The organism is Nocardioides sp. Root122 (genome assembly GCF_001425025.1).
Taxonomy (GTDB): Bacteria; Actinomycetota; Actinomycetes; order Propionibacteriales; family Nocardioidaceae; genus Nocardioides.
In genome coordinates, this window is sequence record NZ_LMDE01000012.1 from 85861 (window position 1) to 100676 (window position 14816).

The 14816-nt window shown below is 70.9% G+C and carries 17 protein-coding genes; 10 read left to right on the plus strand and 7 right to left on the minus strand.

Annotation, left to right across the window (positions count from 1 at the left end):
* Nucleotides 1-63 precede the first annotated feature (63 nt).
* The 4 genes from ASC64_RS15850 (at nt 64) to ASC64_RS15865 (ending at nt 3592) form a co-directional block, all read left to right on the plus strand.
* Complete coding sequence (locus ASC64_RS15850; RefSeq protein WP_056908523.1) at nt 64-618, plus strand: YqgE/AlgH family protein; 555 nt, start codon at nt 64-66, stop codon at nt 616-618.
* Between the two features lie 185 nt (nt 619-803).
* A complete protein-coding gene (locus tag ASC64_RS15855; protein WP_056908524.1) occupies nt 804-1073 on the plus strand; it encodes a DUF3039 domain-containing protein in 270 nt (89 codons plus the stop codon).
* On the plus strand, nt 1070-2848 hold the full coding sequence (locus ASC64_RS15860) for a DEAD/DEAH box helicase (protein WP_056908525.1): 1779 nt from the start codon (nt 1070-1072) through the stop codon (nt 2846-2848). The genes ASC64_RS15855 and ASC64_RS15860 overlap by 4 nt, the downstream gene beginning before the upstream one ends.
* A gap of 108 nt (nt 2849-2956) precedes the next feature.
* The gene (locus ASC64_RS15865; protein WP_056908526.1) at nt 2957-3592 is read left to right on the plus strand and encodes an IclR family transcriptional regulator; all 636 of its coding nucleotides are present in this window, start codon (nt 2957-2959) and stop codon (nt 3590-3592) included.
* A gap of 28 nt (nt 3593-3620) precedes the next feature.
* On the opposite strand, the gene ASC64_RS15870 is transcribed toward ASC64_RS15865, so the two are convergent.
* Nucleotides 3621-4091, minus strand: a complete 471-nt coding sequence (locus tag ASC64_RS15870) for an Lrp/AsnC family transcriptional regulator (RefSeq protein ID WP_200937835.1) — start codon at nt 4089-4091, stop codon at nt 3621-3623.
* 81 nt (nt 4092-4172) lie between these two features.
* On the opposite strand from ASC64_RS15870, the gene hppD reads away from it, so the two are divergent.
* Nucleotides 4173-5405: a 4-hydroxyphenylpyruvate dioxygenase gene (gene hppD, locus ASC64_RS15875; RefSeq protein WP_056908528.1), complete on the plus strand. Its 1233-nt coding sequence runs from the start codon at nt 4173-4175 to the stop codon at nt 5403-5405.
* A gap of 246 nt (nt 5406-5651) precedes the next feature.
* Complete coding sequence (locus tag ASC64_RS15880; protein ID WP_056908529.1) at nt 5652-6446, plus strand: helix-hairpin-helix domain-containing protein; 795 nt, start codon at nt 5652-5654, stop codon at nt 6444-6446.
* A 146-nt stretch (nt 6447-6592) separates the two neighbouring features.
* Here the strand turns inward: ASC64_RS15880 and ASC64_RS15885 are convergent, their stop codons facing one another.
* From ASC64_RS15885 to ASC64_RS15895, 3 genes are read right to left on the minus strand one after another with little or no spacing between them, the layout of a single operon-like run.
* Nucleotides 6593-7873, minus strand: coding sequence for an MFS transporter (locus ASC64_RS15885; protein ID WP_082550546.1), 1281 nt, complete (start codon nt 7871-7873; stop codon nt 6593-6595).
* A complete protein-coding gene (locus tag ASC64_RS15890; protein WP_056908530.1) occupies nt 7870-8316 on the minus strand; it encodes a MarR family winged helix-turn-helix transcriptional regulator in 447 nt (148 codons plus the stop codon). The genes ASC64_RS15885 and ASC64_RS15890 overlap by 4 nt, the downstream gene beginning before the upstream one ends.
* 43 nt (nt 8317-8359) lie before the next feature.
* On the minus strand, nt 8360-8959 hold the full coding sequence (locus ASC64_RS15895) for a LysE/ArgO family amino acid transporter (RefSeq protein WP_056908531.1): 600 nt from the start codon (nt 8957-8959) through the stop codon (nt 8360-8362).
* Nucleotides 8960-9156: 197 nt separating this feature from the next.
* Here ASC64_RS15895 and ASC64_RS15900 point away from each other — a divergent pair, with 197 nt between their 5' ends.
* From ASC64_RS15900 to ASC64_RS15910, 3 genes are all read left to right on the plus strand, one after another.
* Complete coding sequence (locus tag ASC64_RS15900; RefSeq protein ID WP_056908532.1) at nt 9157-9960, plus strand: hypothetical protein; 804 nt, start codon at nt 9157-9159, stop codon at nt 9958-9960.
* Between the two features lie 46 nt (nt 9961-10006).
* A complete protein-coding gene (locus tag ASC64_RS15905) occupies nt 10007-10918 on the plus strand; it encodes a LysR family transcriptional regulator ArgP (RefSeq protein ID WP_082550547.1) in 912 nt (303 codons plus the stop codon).
* A 98-nt stretch (nt 10919-11016) separates the two neighbouring features.
* Nucleotides 11017-11823: a hypothetical protein gene (locus tag ASC64_RS15910; RefSeq protein ID WP_056908533.1), complete on the plus strand. Its 807-nt coding sequence runs from the start codon at nt 11017-11019 to the stop codon at nt 11821-11823.
* A 15-nt stretch (nt 11824-11838) separates the two neighbouring features.
* Here ASC64_RS15910 and ASC64_RS15915 read toward each other — a convergent pair whose 3' ends face one another.
* Genes ASC64_RS15915 through ASC64_RS15925 form a run of 3 tightly spaced genes read right to left on the minus strand, consistent with a single transcriptional unit; the run spans nt 11839 to nt 14213 of the window.
* On the minus strand, nt 11839-12594 hold the full coding sequence (locus ASC64_RS15915) for an amino acid ABC transporter ATP-binding protein (protein WP_056908534.1): 756 nt from the start codon (nt 12592-12594) through the stop codon (nt 11839-11841).
* On the minus strand, nt 12594-13385 hold the full coding sequence (locus ASC64_RS15920; RefSeq protein ID WP_056908535.1) for an amino acid ABC transporter permease: 792 nt from the start codon (nt 13383-13385) through the stop codon (nt 12594-12596). The genes ASC64_RS15915 and ASC64_RS15920 overlap by 1 nt, the downstream gene beginning before the upstream one ends.
* 39 nt (nt 13386-13424) lie before the next feature.
* Complete coding sequence (locus tag ASC64_RS15925; RefSeq protein ID WP_056908536.1) at nt 13425-14213, minus strand: transporter substrate-binding domain-containing protein; 789 nt, start codon at nt 14211-14213, stop codon at nt 13425-13427.
* A 54-nt stretch (nt 14214-14267) separates the two neighbouring features.
* Here ASC64_RS15925 and ASC64_RS15930 point away from each other — a divergent pair, with 54 nt between their 5' ends.
* Nucleotides 14268-14804, plus strand: coding sequence for a DUF1697 domain-containing protein (locus ASC64_RS15930; RefSeq protein WP_056908537.1), 537 nt, complete (start codon nt 14268-14270; stop codon nt 14802-14804).
* Nucleotides 14805-14816 lie beyond the last annotated feature (12 nt).

The following is a 14816-nucleotide window of genomic DNA, read 5'->3' on the forward strand; positions in this document are numbered from 1 at the left end:
AAAGGTTGCGCCCGGTCGCCCCGAGGGGTGTGTCGTGCCGGGCGATCGGCCATAGTGGAGGGCATGCAGCTCGTCTCCGGGATGCTGCTGGTGGCCACGCCGGCGCTGCAGGACCCCAACTTCGCGGACACCGTGGTGCTGCTGCTCGACGTCACCGACGAGGGCTCCCTCGGCGTGGTGCTCAACCGGCCCTCCCACATCCTCGTGGCCGACGTGCTCGAGGCGTGGCGCGAGATCGTCTCCGAGCCCGAGGTCCTCTTCCGGGGCGGGCCCGTGGGCACCGACGGCGCACTCGCGGTCGCCCAGCTGCGCGACGTGCAGGACCCTCCGGTCGGGTGGCGTCCGGTCGCCGGGCTGCTCGGCATGGTCGACCTCGACACCCCGGCCGAGCTCGTCGACGGGTCGCTGGCCACCATGCGCGTCTTCGCCGGCTATGCCGGCTGGGGCGCCGGGCAGCTGGAGGGGGAGATCGAGGAGGGCAGCTGGTACGTCGTCAACGGCGAGGCGGGCGACGCGTTCCGTGACGACACCAGCGGCCTGTGGCGCGACGTGATGCGCCGCCAGCCCGGCATGCTGGCCTGGCACGTCAACCGGCCCGTCGATCCGGACATGAACTAGGTCGCGAGTAGGGCAACGTCCCTCAGCCCTCGGCCTGCTGCGCGGCGCCCGGCACGCACGCTGGCTGCGTTGTCGTCAGTCGCCATGGCTCCGCCATGTCTCCCTCCTCCGCCTTGCCATCGCACGCACCGGACACCGCTCGCCACGGCCGATGTCTGAAGGACGATGCCTTAGGCTTGTCCATCATGAGCACCATCGGATTCTCCCCGGGCACCCAGACGATCGAGGATCGTCGCACCGTCCCCGTGGACGAGGGTGACCACGAGCGGTTCTCGCACTTCGTCCCGAAGGACAAGCTCACCGAGGCGATGGTCATGGGCACTCCCGTGATCGCCCTGTGCGGCAAGGTGTGGGTGCCCAGCCGCGTCCCGGAGAAGTACCCGGTCTGCCCGGAGTGCAAGGAGATCTGGGAGTCGCTCAACCCCGGTGACGACGGCTCGGGCTCCGACGAGTGACGGGGCGGCCTGACGCGCCGCTGCCCCCCGCGTGGCCCGACCGGGCCGCCTGGGGCACCGCGCCCTCCCTCCGTGCCTGGCAGCAGTCGGCGGTGGACCTCTACCAGGCCCGCCAGCCGCAGGACTTCCTCGCCGTGGCGACTCCGGGCGCCGGCAAGACGACCTTCGCGCTGACCGTCGCGGCCGACCTGCTCAGCCGTCGCATCGTCGACCGGATCACCGTCGTCGCGCCGACCGAGCACCTCAAGAGCCAGTGGGCCGAGGCGGCGGCGCGGGCCGGCATCCCGATCGACCCGACGTACTCCGCCGGCAAGGGCCGCACCTCCGACGACTACGTCGGCATCGCCGTCACCTACGCCGGCGTCGGGGTCAACCCGTTGGCGATGCGGATCCGCACCGAGCGCTTCAAGACGCTCGTCATCCTCGACGAGATCCACCACGCCGGCGACGCGCTGTCGTGGGGCGAGGGCGTGCGCGAGGCGTTCGACCCCGCCACCCGCCGGCTCGCGCTCACCGGCACGCCGTTCCGCTCCGACATCAACCCGATCCCGTTCGTGAGCTACGCGCCCGGTGACGACGGGATTCCCGTCTCCTCGGCCGACTTCACCTACGGCTACGCGCACGCGCTCGCCGACCACGTCGTGCGACCGGTCCTGTTCATGGCCTACTCGGGCGAGATGCAGTGGCGCACGCGGGCCGGCGACGAGGTCGTCGCCCGGCTCGGCGAGCCGCTCACCAAGGACATGCACGCCCAGGCGCTGCGCACCGCGCTCGACCCCAAGGGCTCGTGGATCCCGGCGGTGCTGCAGGCGGCCGACCGGCGCCTGTCGGAGGTACGCCGCCACGTGCCCGACGCGGGCGGGCTCGTCATCGCCGGTGACCAGGACACCGCCCGTGCCTATGCCGCGCTGCTCAAGAAGATCAGCGGCGAGGCGCCGACCGTCGTGCTGTCCGACGAGAAGGGCTCCTCGAAGAAGATCGAGAAGTTCACCCACTCCGAGGACCGCTGGATGGTCGCGGTCCGGATGGTGTCCGAAGGTGTCGACGTGCCCCGGCTGGCCGTCGGCGTGTGGGCCACGACGGTCTCCACGCCCCTCTTCTTCGCGCAGGCCGTCGGCCGATTCGTGCGAGCCAGGTCGCGCGGCGAGACCGCGTCGGTGTTCCTGCCGTCGGTGCCGCACCTGCTGGAGTTCGCCTCCGACATGGAGGCCCAGCGCGACCACGTGCTCGGCCGCCGGGTGAGCGACGAGGACGACATCTTCGCCGCCGAGGAGGGCCTGCTCGCAGCGGCCAACGCCGAGGACGCCGCGTCGGGCGAGCTCGAGATGTCGTGGGAGGCGCTCGGCTCGACCGCTTCGTTCGACCACGTGCTCTACGAGGGCGCGCAGTTCGGCCACTCCGGCGAGGTGCACGTCGGGTCCGAGGAGGAGATGGACTTCCTCGGCATCCCGGGCCTGCTCGAGGCCGACCAGGTGCGCGAGCTGCTGCACTCACGGCAGAGTGAGCGGGCGCGCAAGCAGAAGAGCGAGGGCGGGGGCGACCGCGTCGTCGACTCCGTCGAGCAGCTCACCACCCATCAGCAGCTCGGCGTGCTGCGCCGCGAGCTCAACGGGCTGGTGGCCGCGTGGCACCACCGCACCGGGCAGGCGCACGGCATCACCCACTCCGCCCTCCGCAAGGAGTGCGGCGGTCCGCCGGCCGCGGTCGCCAACGCCGAGCAGCTGCACGAGCGGATCAACCGGATCCGCGAGTGGGCGATGCGCCAGTCGTCCTGAGATCAGATTTCGACGCGCCGTCGCGACCTCGCAGGCTCGGTCACGGGCTTGCTCAACCTCCCGACACACGCGGTGCGCGACTTCGTCGCGTCCCACTAGTGTCGTGACATGCCCGCGGAGACCTCGCAGACCCTCGACCGCGGCCTGCGGGTGCTCAAGGTGCTGGCCGACAGTCCCGAGGGACTCACCGTCACCGAGCTCTCCGGCCGGCTCGCGGTCAACCGCACCGTGGTCTACCGGCTGATCAGCACGCTGGAGCAGCACGGCCTGGTGCGGCGCGACGCGCGCTCCCGGCTCTTCGTAGGGCTCGGCGTCCTGCAGCTGGCCAGCGCGGTGCAGCCGCTCCTGCGCGACCTGGCGATGCCGGTGCTGCGCTCGCTGGCCGAGTCGATCGGGTCGACGGCGCACCTCACCGTGGCGGACGGCGACGAGGCCCTGGCGCTCGCGGTGGTGGAGCCGACGTGGACCGACTTCCACGTGGCCTACCGGGTCGGCGCCCGCCACGCGCTGTCCCAGGGCGCGGCCGGCAAGGCCATCACGCTGCTCGACGGGGGCGAGTCGACGTACGCCGTGACGAGCGGCGAGCTGCAGAGCGGGGCGCGCGGCCTGGCCGCGCCCGTGCGTGGCGTCGAGGGCCTGCGCGCGAGCGTCGGCATCGTCACCCTCGACGGGGCCATCGACGAGTCGGTCGTGGCGCCGCAGGTGATCGCGGCCGCGGCCGAGGTCGCCCAGCGGCTGCGCTGAGGGGTCACCCCGCGCGGGACGTGCATGATCATGCAGGCGGGCTCGTGACCGCGGTGGCGAGCGGCACCACCCGGTAGGGGATCTGTGTCGCGAGGGCGATGACCGTCGTCGAGCGGTCGATGCCGGGCTCGGTGAGCACCAGGTCGATGACCCGCTGGAGGTCGGCGTTGGAGCGGGCGACGACGCGCGCCCACATGTCGCCGGCCCCGGTGATCGTGTAGGCCTCGAGCACCTCGGGGATCTCCGCGAGGTGGGTGGCGACCGCGTCGTGGCCGGCCCCCTGGCGGATCTCGAGGGTGAGGAACGCCATCACCGGGTAGCCGATCGCCTCCGGGGAGAGGTCCGGCCCCCAGCCGGTGATCACGCCGGCGGCGGCGAGCTTGTCGAGGCGCGCCTGGACCGTCCCGCGGGCGATGCCGAGCCGCCGGCTGGCCTCGAGCACCCCGAGGCGGGGCTCCGCGGCGAAGAGCTCGATCATTCTGCTGTCGATCTCGTCCACGAGGCCCCTCCGACTATGCAATGTGCGCAACGTTTCGGCGTACTGTTGCACACGTTGCGGCGGATTGGGAGGGTTGGCTGCATGACGACTGACATCGCCTCGACCGGTGGCGCCCTGACCGTGGACGAGATGAAGGCCGACCTGTCCCTCGAGCAGCTGCAGCAGCTCGTCGGCCTCGTGGAGTACGACGCCGAGTCCGACCCGTTTCCCGTGACGGGCTGGGACGCGATCTGCTTCGTGGTCGGCAACGCGACCCAGGCCGCCCACTACTACGCCTCGGCCTGGGGCATGGACCTCATCGCCTACTCCGGCCCGGAGAACGGCAACCGCGACCACAAGTCGTTCGTGCTCAAGTCCGGCTCCATCAAGTTCGTGGTCAGCGGCGCGGTCTCGCCCGACAGCGACCTGATCGCCCACCACGCCAAGCACGGCGACGGCGTCGTCGACATCGCCCTCGAGGTGCCGGACGTCGACCAGTGCATCGCGCAGGCCGTCAAGGCCGGCGCGACCGTGCTCCGCCAGCCCGAGAACGTCAGCGACGAGCACGGCACCGTGCGCATCGCCGCGATCGCGACCTACGGCGAGACCCGCCACACGCTCGTGCAGCGCACCGTCGACGGCGAGACCTACGCCGGCCCCTACCTCCCGGGCTACCAGGCCGTCGAGCCGCGCTGGCAGAAGCGGGACGGCCAGCCCAAGCGGCTGTTCCAGGCCCTCGACCACATCGTCGGCAACGTCGAGCTCGGCGAGATGGACAACTGGGTCGACTTCTACAACCGCGTCATGGGCTTCGTGAACATGGCCGAGTTCATCGGCGACGACATCGCCACCGACTACTCCGCTCTCATGTCGAAGGTCGTGGCCAACGGCAACCACCGCGTGAAGTTCCCGCTCAACGAGCCGGCGATCGCCAAGAAGAAGTCGCAGATCGACGAGTACCTCGAGTTCTACCGCGGCCCCGGTGCCCAGCACCTCGCGGTGGCCACCGGCGACATCATCGCCAGCGTCGACGCGCTGCGCGCCAACGGCGTGGAGTTCCTCAACACCCCCGACTCCTACTACGAGGACGAGGAGCTGCGCGCCCGCATCGGCGAGGTGCGGGTCCCGATCGAGGAGCTGCAGAAGCGCGGCATCCTCGTCGACCGCGACGAGGACGGCTACCTCCTCCAGATCTTCACCAAGCCCCTCGGCGACCGCCCGACCGTGTTCTTCGAGCTCATCGAGCGCCACGGGTCCCTCGGCTTCGGCAAGGGCAACTTCAAGGCCCTCTTCGAGGCCATCGAGCGCGAGCAGGACAAGCGCGGCAACCTCTGACGAGCAGCGGCGTCGGGCTGCCCCCGGTCGATCACCGGGGGTAGTCCAGTGGCGAGTGGCTGACCACCCGCCGTCTCGGCAGCCAGTGGTCACTGGACTACCTCGGCTGCGGGGTCGTCGTACCCCGGCCTGCTGGGGGTAGTCCACCGGGTTCTGGTCGTCCCGCGGCCGGTGGGGCAGCCACTTGGCGGTGGACTACCCCGGGACGCGGGATGACAGCCCGCGCCCGGGTGGCAGGCTGGGCCCATGATGATCCGACCGGCCGAGCTGGCCGCGATCAAGGCCGGCACCATCGACCTCGCCTTCCGGCGGTGGGCGAAGCCGCGGGTGGTGGTCGGCACGCGGATGCGCACCGGGGTCGGCCTCATCGAGGTCACCTCGGTCGAGCAGGTGAGCCTGGGCCAGCTGCGGGCCGAGGACGCCAGGCGGGCCGGTGCGCCGTCGCTCGCCGCGCTCAAGCAGGCACTGGCAGCGCGGCCCGACGACCCGACGTGGCGCATCGGGGTGGCCTACGCCGGACCCGATCCGCGCGAGGCGCTCCGGTCCACCGTCCCCGACGCTGACGAGATCGCCGCGATCAACGCGCGGCTGGACCGCCTCGACGCGTCGTCGGCCCACGGTCCGTGGACGCGGGCGACCCTCGACCTGATCGACCTCAACCCGACGGTCCGGGCACCCGACCTGGCGGCACAGGTCGGCCGGGAGACCCCGGACTTCAAGAAGGACGTCCGCAAGCTCAAGGAGCTCGGGCTGACCGAGTCCCTGGCGATCGGCTACCTGCTCTCGCCTCGCGGCGAGGCGGTCGTCGACGCCGGGCTGCCCGCCCCGCGGGTGCGCGCGCCGCGGGAGCAGGGCACCCAGCTGCCGAGGTCCATCGGGGCGCCGGCGACGCGCGCCCTCCGCGAGGCCGGGGTCACCACGCTGGAGCAGGTGGCGACGTACTCGGCCGAGCAGCTGGCCGCGATGCACGGCGTCGGGCCGATCGCGATCGCCCGGCTGCGCGAGGCCCTGGGCGAGCAGGGCATCACCCTGGCTGGCTAGAGCGGCGCACCGTCGCAGCAGTTGGCCTTCATGTGGCAGTGCGGGCACAGCCACCGTGTGGAGATCGGGTCGAACTCTTTCCCGCAGAAGTCGCACGGCATGGGCGCGACGCTAGTACGCCGCGCCCATCCCGGGCCGTACGACACTCAGGCCAGGTCGCCGACGAGCTCGCTCTCGGCCTCGGTCACGCTGTGCGGGGCGGGTGCCGATGCGAGGGCCCGGCCGATGGTCCGCGAGCCCGCGGCCACGATGACCACGCCGACGGTGACCGCTGCCGCGCCGAACCAGAACGGTGCGTGCAGGTCGACGTTCTCCGCCAGCTTCAGCGCGACCCAGGGGCCGACGGCGCCGCCGGTAAAGCGGACGAAGGAGTACGCCGCGGACGCGACCGGGCGCTCGACGGGCGCGGCCCCCATCACGGCCTCGGTGACGAGGGTGTTCGTGACGCCGAGGAAGGCGCCCGCGGCGATGATGCCGCCGGTCACGACGGTCTCGTGCGCGGCGCCGAGCGCCATGACCGCAAGGTCGATCGCGAAGAGGGCGAGCACCGCGATGAGGCTCGGCAGCGTGCCGAAGCGCCGCTGCAGGACGGGCGCGAGCCACACGGACGTCACGGCGAGGAGCACGCCCCAGCCGAAGAACGTCCAGCCGATGCCCATGATCGAGTACGTCGGCAGCGCGAACGGCCCGGCGGCCATGAGCGTGAAGAAGCCGAGGTTGTAGAAGATCGCGACGAGCGCGAGCAGCAGCAGGGCCCGGTGCCGCAGGGCGCGGAACGGGTCGAGCAGCGACGTACGACGCCCCGCCGGGGGAGTGGACGGGAGGAAGAACGCCGTGGCGACCAGGGCGACCGTCATCAGCACGGAGACCCCGAAGAACGGGCCCCGCCACGAGATCCCGCCGAGGAGACCGCCGATCAGCGGGCCGGAGGCGATGCCGAGGCCGAGCGCAGCCTCGAACAGGATGATGGCCTGGCCCACCGGGCCGGCCGAGGCGCTGACGATGGTGGCCAGCGCCGTGGCCACGAAGAGGGCGTTGCCCAGGCCCCAGCCGGCGCGGAAGCCGATCACCGCGCCGACGCTGCCGGACGTGCCGGCCAGCGCGGCCGACACGATGATCAGCGCCAGGCCGGCGAGCAGCGTGCGCTTGGGGCCGATGCGGCTGGAGACGACGCCGGTCACGAGCATCGAGACACCCATCACCGCCATGTAGCTGGTGAAGAGCAGTGACACCTGGCTGGGGGTGGCGTCGAGCTGGGCAGCGATCTCCTTGAGGATCGGGTCCACGAGGCCGATGCCCATGAAGGCGATGACGCACGCGAAGGCCACGGCCCACACGGCGCGCGGCTGCCGCAGGAGCGACGGGGCCTCGGGCGCGGAGCCGGCCGACGGGCTGGCGGTGCTGGAGGGGGTGGTCGGGCTGGTCACGGGGTGGGGTCCTCCTGAGGGCTCGGTGCGGGGTGCAGGTCGAGGACGTCCCGGAGCACCGAGACGGCGGTCGCGACCTCCTCGGCGGTGTGGTGGGTGGCGGCCAACCGGCTGGTGACGAGCGCGGCGTTGGCCTGGCGGATGCGTGCCAGCTCGGCGCTCCCGGCGTCGGTGAGCACGACGACGTGGGCGCGCCCGTCGGTCGGGTGCGGCTCGCGGCCGACGAGGCCCTGCCCCTCCAGTGCCCTGACCGTCGCAGTCATGGTCGGCTGGCTGCAGCGGTCGGCGGCCGCGAGGGCCGTCACGCCCGTGGGTCCGTGCTCGTCGAGCAGCGACAGGGTCCGCGCCCCAGCAGGGTGCTCGACCTCGCGGCGGACCGCGCGCGTCAGGCGCGAGGCCAGGACCACGAGGTCGCTGGCGAGGGTGGAGAGGTCGTCGGTCACCCCGGCATAATTACATAGGGAACCTATGTATTCCCCGTGCTGTTCAGTGCGCGAGCAGTCCGACGCCCAGCGCGCCCATGACCACGGCGATCGCGGAGTCCAGCACCCGCCACGCGGCCGGGCGGGCGAAGAGGCCGCGGAGCAGGCGGGCGCCGTAGCCCAGGCCGAAGAACCACATCAGGCTCGCGAGCAGCGTGCCCGCCAGGAACCACCAGCGGTCGGTGCCGAAGCTGTTGGCCACGGTGCCGAGCATGAGGACCGCGTCGAGGTAGAAGTGCGGGTTGAGCCAGGTCAGCGCGAGCGTCAGGACCACCGCCCGACCCGGCGTCAGCACGGCGCCCTCGCCGGTGTCGAGCTGCGACGGTCGCCAGGCCCGCATCGCGGCGTGGATGCCGAAGGCGATCAGGTAGAGGCCGCCGAGCGCCTGGGCCACCGGCAGGACGCCGGGCCAGCGCTCGAGCACGACGCCCAGGCCCGCCACGCCCGCCGTGATCGCCACGACGTCGGAGAGCAGGCACGTCAGCACGATCGGCAGCACGTGCTCCCCGCGGATCCCCTGCCGGAGCAGGAACGCGTTCTGGGCGCCGACGGCGACGATGAGGGCGAGACCGGTGAGCAGACCGGTGAGTGCGACGTGGAACATGCCTCAACTCTAGGAAGCGTCAAGCCCTCAATCCAGCGAAGTATTTTCATGAATCATAAGAACTCGTAAGTATGATGGTGCTCACGCACGTCGCGTCGCATTTCGAAATCGTGAGATCCCGACCGCGTGTGCTCCCGCTCACATATCGTCGTGCCGGGCTCATGGCCCGTGACCGCATCTGCCAAGGAGGCCACGCGATGCACCGTGATGCCAGGAGAGCCGGCGGGCTCGCGACGATCCTCGTCGTGGCGCTGACGGCGTGCGGTCCGGCGGGGGACGGCGGAGAGCGCGCCGAGGGCGCCGCCGCCGCGTCGGACAAGGAGCAGCTCCGCGGCATGGTCGAGCAGGTCGACGCGATGAAGCTCGTCGAGTGGCACGGCCAGCTCCTCACGGCCAACCCGGACAGCGGTGGCAAGCAGATCTTCGAGCTGAGCGGCCGGTTCGATCCGGGGTCGGGCTCCAGCACCCTGGCCATGGACTCCATGCTCGACGGCGAGGTCCAGCAGGTCGACTACGTCGTCGTCGACGGCCGCACCTACTTCAACAGCGACGACTGGGGTGCCAGCGCTGCGGGCTGCTACGTGGACATCACCGGGGACGCCTCGCGCAGCTGGGCCCTCCCGCAGGACCTCGACCCGAGGTGGTCGGTGAGCAGGGCGCGGGCGGTCAAGCCCATCGGTAGCGGCGTGTCGGTCGACGTGCCGGGCTCCCGGCTCATCGACGGACTGCCGCGCGGGCTCTTCCAGGGCGTGCCCGCTGCCGTGGACAAGGTCAAGGTGAGGGCCATCGTGAAGCCCCACGGGCCGCTCGTCGAGGTCGCCGTCGACGTTGCGGGCATGTGGGGCCACGTCCCGCCGGAGGCACTCGCAGGCTTCGACACCCGGCGGTCGGGGTGGTGGGCGATGACGATGCGGGAGTCGAGCGACGACGCCCCCATCGCGGAGCCCAAGCACGTGTTCGACAACAAGATCACCGCCCCGAGCCAGTGCAAGCGCGCCTGATGCGCGAGGCGCCCGACACGGTGCGACGGGGGAGCACCGTCTCGCCGTGACCGACCTGACCCAGCTCGACCCGGTGGCGTTGCGCACGCTCTCGGTCGCGGTGCGCCTCGGCACCTTCGAGGCCGCGGCGCGCGAGCTGCACGTGACGCCCTCCGCGGTGAGCCAGCGGATCAAGGCCCTGGAGACCCGCATCGGCCGCGTGCTGCTGCACCGGGTCAAGCCGCTGGAGCCCACCGAGGCCGGGCTGGTGCTGGTGCGGCTCGCCACGCAGACCGCGATCCTCGAGCGCGAGGCGGTGGCCGAGCTCGTCGAGGAGACCGACGCGGGGGCGACGGCGTACACCTCCCTGCCGATCGCGGTGAACGCGGACGCGCTCTACGGCTGGTTCGTCGACGCGCTCGCCGAGGTGCAGTCACGCCACCGCGTGGTGTTCGAGGTCGTCCGTGAGGACCACACGCGTACGGCGGAGCGGTTGCGACGCGGCGAGGTGGTGGCAGCCATCACCGGGGAGCCCAAGCCCGTTCCCGGCTGTCGCGTGGTGCGCCTCGGGCGGTTGCGCTACGCAGCGGTGGCGACCGCCGACTTCCACGCTGCGCACTTCGCCGACGGCGTCGGGTCCGCGACGCTCGCCGAGGCGCCGATCGTGGCCTTCGACCGCAACGACTCGCTCCAGCACGACTTCGTCCGCAGGGTCACCCGGCGCCACCTCGCTCCGCCGGCGACGTACCTGCCGTCGGTGCGCGAGTTCGACCGCGCCATCCGCGTGGGGATGGGCTGGGGACTGCTTCCGGAGTCCGACGTCGCCGCCGAGCTCGAGGACGGCTCCCTCGTCGAGCTGGTCCCCGGTCGCCGGCCCGAGGTGGCCCTGTTCTGGCAGCACTGGCGCCTCGGCTCGACCCTCGTGGCTGACCTCACCGAGGAGGTCGTGGTCGCGGCGCGGCGGTGGATGGCGTCCTGAACGGATCCGTGATTCGCCTGACAGGCCACGAAACCGGCCCCTAGGCTGCCGGGCGGGATGGGCACGGAGCTCGTCACGGATCGGATCGGGGACACCCTGTGACTCGTCGCAACGTTACGTGGGCTGCTGCCCTCGCCACGGGCCTGCTCCTGACGCTCTCCGCCTGTGGCGGGTCCGGCGAGGCCGCGGCCACCAAGACCACCGACGTCCTCATGGAGGGCGAGCAGCTCGACGCCATGGTCGCGCAGGTGGAGAAGATGGGCATCATGGAGTGGCACGGCCAGCTGCTCACCAAGAACCCCGACAACGGCGGCAAGCGGATCTTCGACCTCGACGGTCGCTTCAGCCCCGCGACGGGCTACAGCCAGCTCTCGATGGACTCCGTCATCGACGGAAACGCCCAGCAGATCGACTACCTCGTCGTCGCCGGGCGCACCTACTTCAACAGCGAGGCGTGGGGTCCGAACGCGTCCTCGTGCTGGGCCGAGATCACCGACGACCAGAGCCGCACCTGGGGCCTGCCCACGGACCTCGACCCGACCTGGCCGGTGACCGCGTCGCGTGCCATCCGGCTCGCCGGCGACGGCGTCGCGGTCGGCATCCCGGCCAAGAAGGTCCTCACCGGCATGCCGCGTGGCCTGTTCCCCGACGTGCCGGCAGGTCTCGACGACGTCGAGGCCAACGGTGTCGTGACGCCGCACGGCTCGCACTTCATCGAAGTGAGCGTCGACGTGCTGAACATGTGGAACGACGTCTCCGAGGAGGCGCTCGCGAACATCCAGACCCGCAAGGCCGGCTGGTGGGCGATGACGATGAAGGAGTCGCAGGACGGCAGTCCCATCGCGCCCCCGAAGTACGTCTTCGACCCGGCCCAGACGCCGCCGAGCCAGTGCAAGCGGGGCTGACCCGATAGGGCGCCCTCAGAGCACCTTCGAGAGGAACGACTGAGTCCTCTCGTGCTGCGGGTCGGCCAGCACCTGTCGGGGGTCGCCCTCCTCGACGATCACGCCGCCGTCCATGAAGACGAGGTTGTCGCCGACCTCGCGGGCGAAGCCCATCTCGTGGGTCACGACCATCATCGTCATGCCCTCCGACGCCAGGTCCTTCATGACCGCCAGGACGTCGCCGACGAGCTCGGGGTCGAGAGCCGACGTGGGCTCGTCGAAGAGCATCATGTCGGGGTTCATCGACAGCGCGCGGGCGATCGCGACGCGCTGCGACTGCCCACCGGACAGGTGGGCCGGGTAGGCCGACTCCTTCTCCGACAGCCCGACCTTGGCGAGGTTGGCGCGGGCGACCTCGACGGCCTCGTCCTTCTTGCGGCCCTTGACCTTCTCCTGCGCGATCGTGAGGTTGCGCAGCACGGTCATGTGCGGGAACAGGTTGAACTGCTGGAAGACGATCCCGATGCGCGAGCGGAGCTTGTCGACGTCGGCGTCGGGGTCGGTGATCTCCTCGCCCTCGACGAAGATCTTGCCGCTGGTGGGGATCTCGAGCAGGTTCACGCAGCGCAGGAGGGTCGACTTGCCCGAACCCGAGGGGCCGATCACGCAGACGACCTGGCCGTGGGGCACGTGGAAGTCGATGCCCTTGAGCACCTCGTTGTCGCCGAAGTACTTGTGCAGGTCCTGCACGTCGATCGCCGCCGCGGCGCGGTCGGTGGTGGGGTTGGTCATCAGCGGGCCCTCTCCGCGCGGCTCTCCATGCGGCGTACGACGATCGACAGTGGCACCGTGATCAGCAGGTAGCACAGACCGATCACGATGATCGGCGTCAGGTTGGACGCCGAGTTCATCCCTTCCCGGCCGAACTTCGTCAGCTCGTAGCCGGACAGCGACAGGCCGAGGATGTAGACCAGTGAGGAGTCCTTGGTCAGCAGGATCAGCTCGTTGGTCAGTGGCGGGAGGATGATCCGGAACGCCTGCGGCACGACCACGCTGACCATCGCCCGGCTGTGCGACATCCCCAGCGAGCGGGCCGCCTCCATCTGGCCCTTCGGCACCGCCTGGATGCCGGCGCGGATGGTCTCGGCCATGTAGGCGCCGCCGACCAGGCCCAGGGCCAGGGTGACGACGCCGAGGTTGCCGAACGGGATCTCGTAGTCCGGGAACGCGAGGTTGAAGCCCACGCTGAGGGCGATGAAGACCACCAGGGCCGGCAGCCCGCGGAAGAGCTCGATGACGCCGGTGGCGATCCACCGGTAGGGACCGACGCTCGAGAGCCGCATCAGCGCGAGGACCAACCCGAGCATCAACCCGAACGCGAAGCCGCACGCGGTGTAGATGATGGTGTTCTTCAGCGCGATCGTCAGGACGCGCGGGAACTGCTCCTTGACCAGCTCCCAGTTCCAGAACGCCCGCTGGATCTGGCCCCAGTCCGCGACGAACGCGATGACGAGCACCGCGACGACGAGCACCGCGTACTGGACGTAGCGCCACCGTGCGGCGCGCTGACGTGGACTCGCCATGGACTCACATCACCTTCGTGGACGGGGTGGGAGGGGGTGTCACTCGGCGGGAGCGGTGCCGAACCACTTCTCGTAGACGGTGTCGTAGTCGTCGCTGGCGATCCCGTCGTTGATGGCGGTCAGCAGGTCGTCGTTGCCGTCCTTCTTCACCGAGAAGCCGTACTCCTCGCCGGTCTCGAACTCCGTGACCACCTCGACCTCGGGGTTCTGGCTGACGAAGTAGTTGAGCAGGCCGTTGTCGTTGACACCCGCATCGGTCTTGCCGGTGAGCACTGCCTGCTGCATCAGGGAGGAGTCCTCGTAGGAGACGATCTCGGTGTCCTTCGGGGCGTTCTCCCGCACGTAGTCGGCGCCGGTCGTGCCGTCCTGGACCGCGACCTTCTTCCCTGCCAGGTCCTCCAGCGAGCTGATGCCGGAGCCGGTCTTCGTCATCAGCGCCTGCGTGGCGGTGAAGTAGGGATCGGTGAAGTCCATGACCGCGGCGCGCTCGTCGGTGATGGTCATCGCGCCGGCGGCGACGTCGCACTGGTCGGTGTTGAGCGCCTCACCCGTGGTGATCGTCTCCCACGCGACGTCGATGACCTCCGTGTCGAGCCCTTCCGCGTCGGCCGCGATCTTCAGCACGTCGGGGTCGAAGCCCACGACCTCGCCGCCCTCGGTGAACTCGAAGGGCTCGTAGGGCAGGTGCGTGCAGATGGTCAGCGTGCCCGACTTGACCAGCTTGAGGCCGGACTCCGTGGTGGTGGAGGTGTCGTCCTTGGCACACCCGGCCGCGGTGAGGGCGAGCGCGAGGGAGCTGATTCCGATGGCGAGGGCTCGAGTCTTCATGCCCCACACCCTAGACCGGGCGTGACCTGCGTCTCCCGGGGGCATGATCTGCCCATGCCCACCTATGTCGCCTTCCTCCGCGCGATCAACCTCGGTGCGAAGCGGAAGTTCCCCAAGGACGCGATCCGCGCTGCGACGGAGGCCGCCGGCGGCACGGACGTCGAGACCTACATCAACACCGGCAACGTCCGGCTGGTCCACTCGGCCCGATCGGTGGCCAAGGTGCAGGCCGCGCTGGAGGAGGCGTACGCCGCGGAGGCGGGCTTCGAGGTGCCGACGGTCGTGCTCACGACCGCCGACCTGGCGGCCCTCACCGCGCGTGCCGAGGAGCTGCACGCCGAGCACGACCCCGCGGGCCAGCACTACGTCACGCTGTTCTCCACCGCGCCGACCGCGGCGACGGTCGAGGCGGCCCACGCCCTCGAGCACGAGGGCGAGCGCGTCGTCGTCGACGGGCGGGCCGCCTACGTCCTGCTCGAGGGCAACATCCACACCTCGAAGCTGCTCGCGTCGAAGGAGTTCAAGGCGCTGGGCCAGGGCACCGCGCGCACCGTCAAGGTGCTGCGCACCGTCACCGAGAAGTGGTGCTGAGCGCGGCCGGCG

Coding starts and splice junctions, on each gene's coding strand:
- ASC64_RS15925 (WP_056908536.1), bottom strand. CDS start 14,213: ATGAAGACTCGAGCCCTCGCCATCGGAATCAGCTCCCTCGCGCTCGCC.
- ASC64_RS15850 (WP_056908523.1), top strand. CDS start 64: ATGCAGCTCGTCTCCGGGATGCTGCTGGTGGCCACGCCGGCGCTGCAG.
- ASC64_RS15895 (WP_056908531.1), bottom strand. CDS start 8,959: ATGTTCCACGTCGCACTCACCGGTCTGCTCACCGGTCTCGCCCTCATC.
- ASC64_RS15880 (WP_056908529.1), top strand. CDS start 5,652: ATGATGATCCGACCGGCCGAGCTGGCCGCGATCAAGGCCGGCACCATC.
- ASC64_RS15920 (WP_056908535.1), bottom strand. CDS start 13,385: ATGGCGAGTCCACGTCAGCGCGCCGCACGGTGGCGCTACGTCCAGTAC.
- ASC64_RS15930 (WP_056908537.1), top strand. CDS start 14,268: ATGCCCACCTATGTCGCCTTCCTCCGCGCGATCAACCTCGGTGCGAAG.
- ASC64_RS15915 (WP_056908534.1), bottom strand. CDS start 12,594: ATGACCAACCCCACCACCGACCGCGCCGCGGCGGCGATCGACGTGCAG.
- ASC64_RS15865 (WP_056908526.1), top strand. CDS start 2,957: ATGCCCGCGGAGACCTCGCAGACCCTCGACCGCGGCCTGCGGGTGCTC.
- hppD (WP_056908528.1), top strand. CDS start 4,173: ATGACGACTGACATCGCCTCGACCGGTGGCGCCCTGACCGTGGACGAG.
- ASC64_RS15855 (WP_056908524.1), top strand. CDS start 804: ATGAGCACCATCGGATTCTCCCCGGGCACCCAGACGATCGAGGATCGT.
- ASC64_RS15900 (WP_056908532.1), top strand. CDS start 9,157: ATGCACCGTGATGCCAGGAGAGCCGGCGGGCTCGCGACGATCCTCGTC.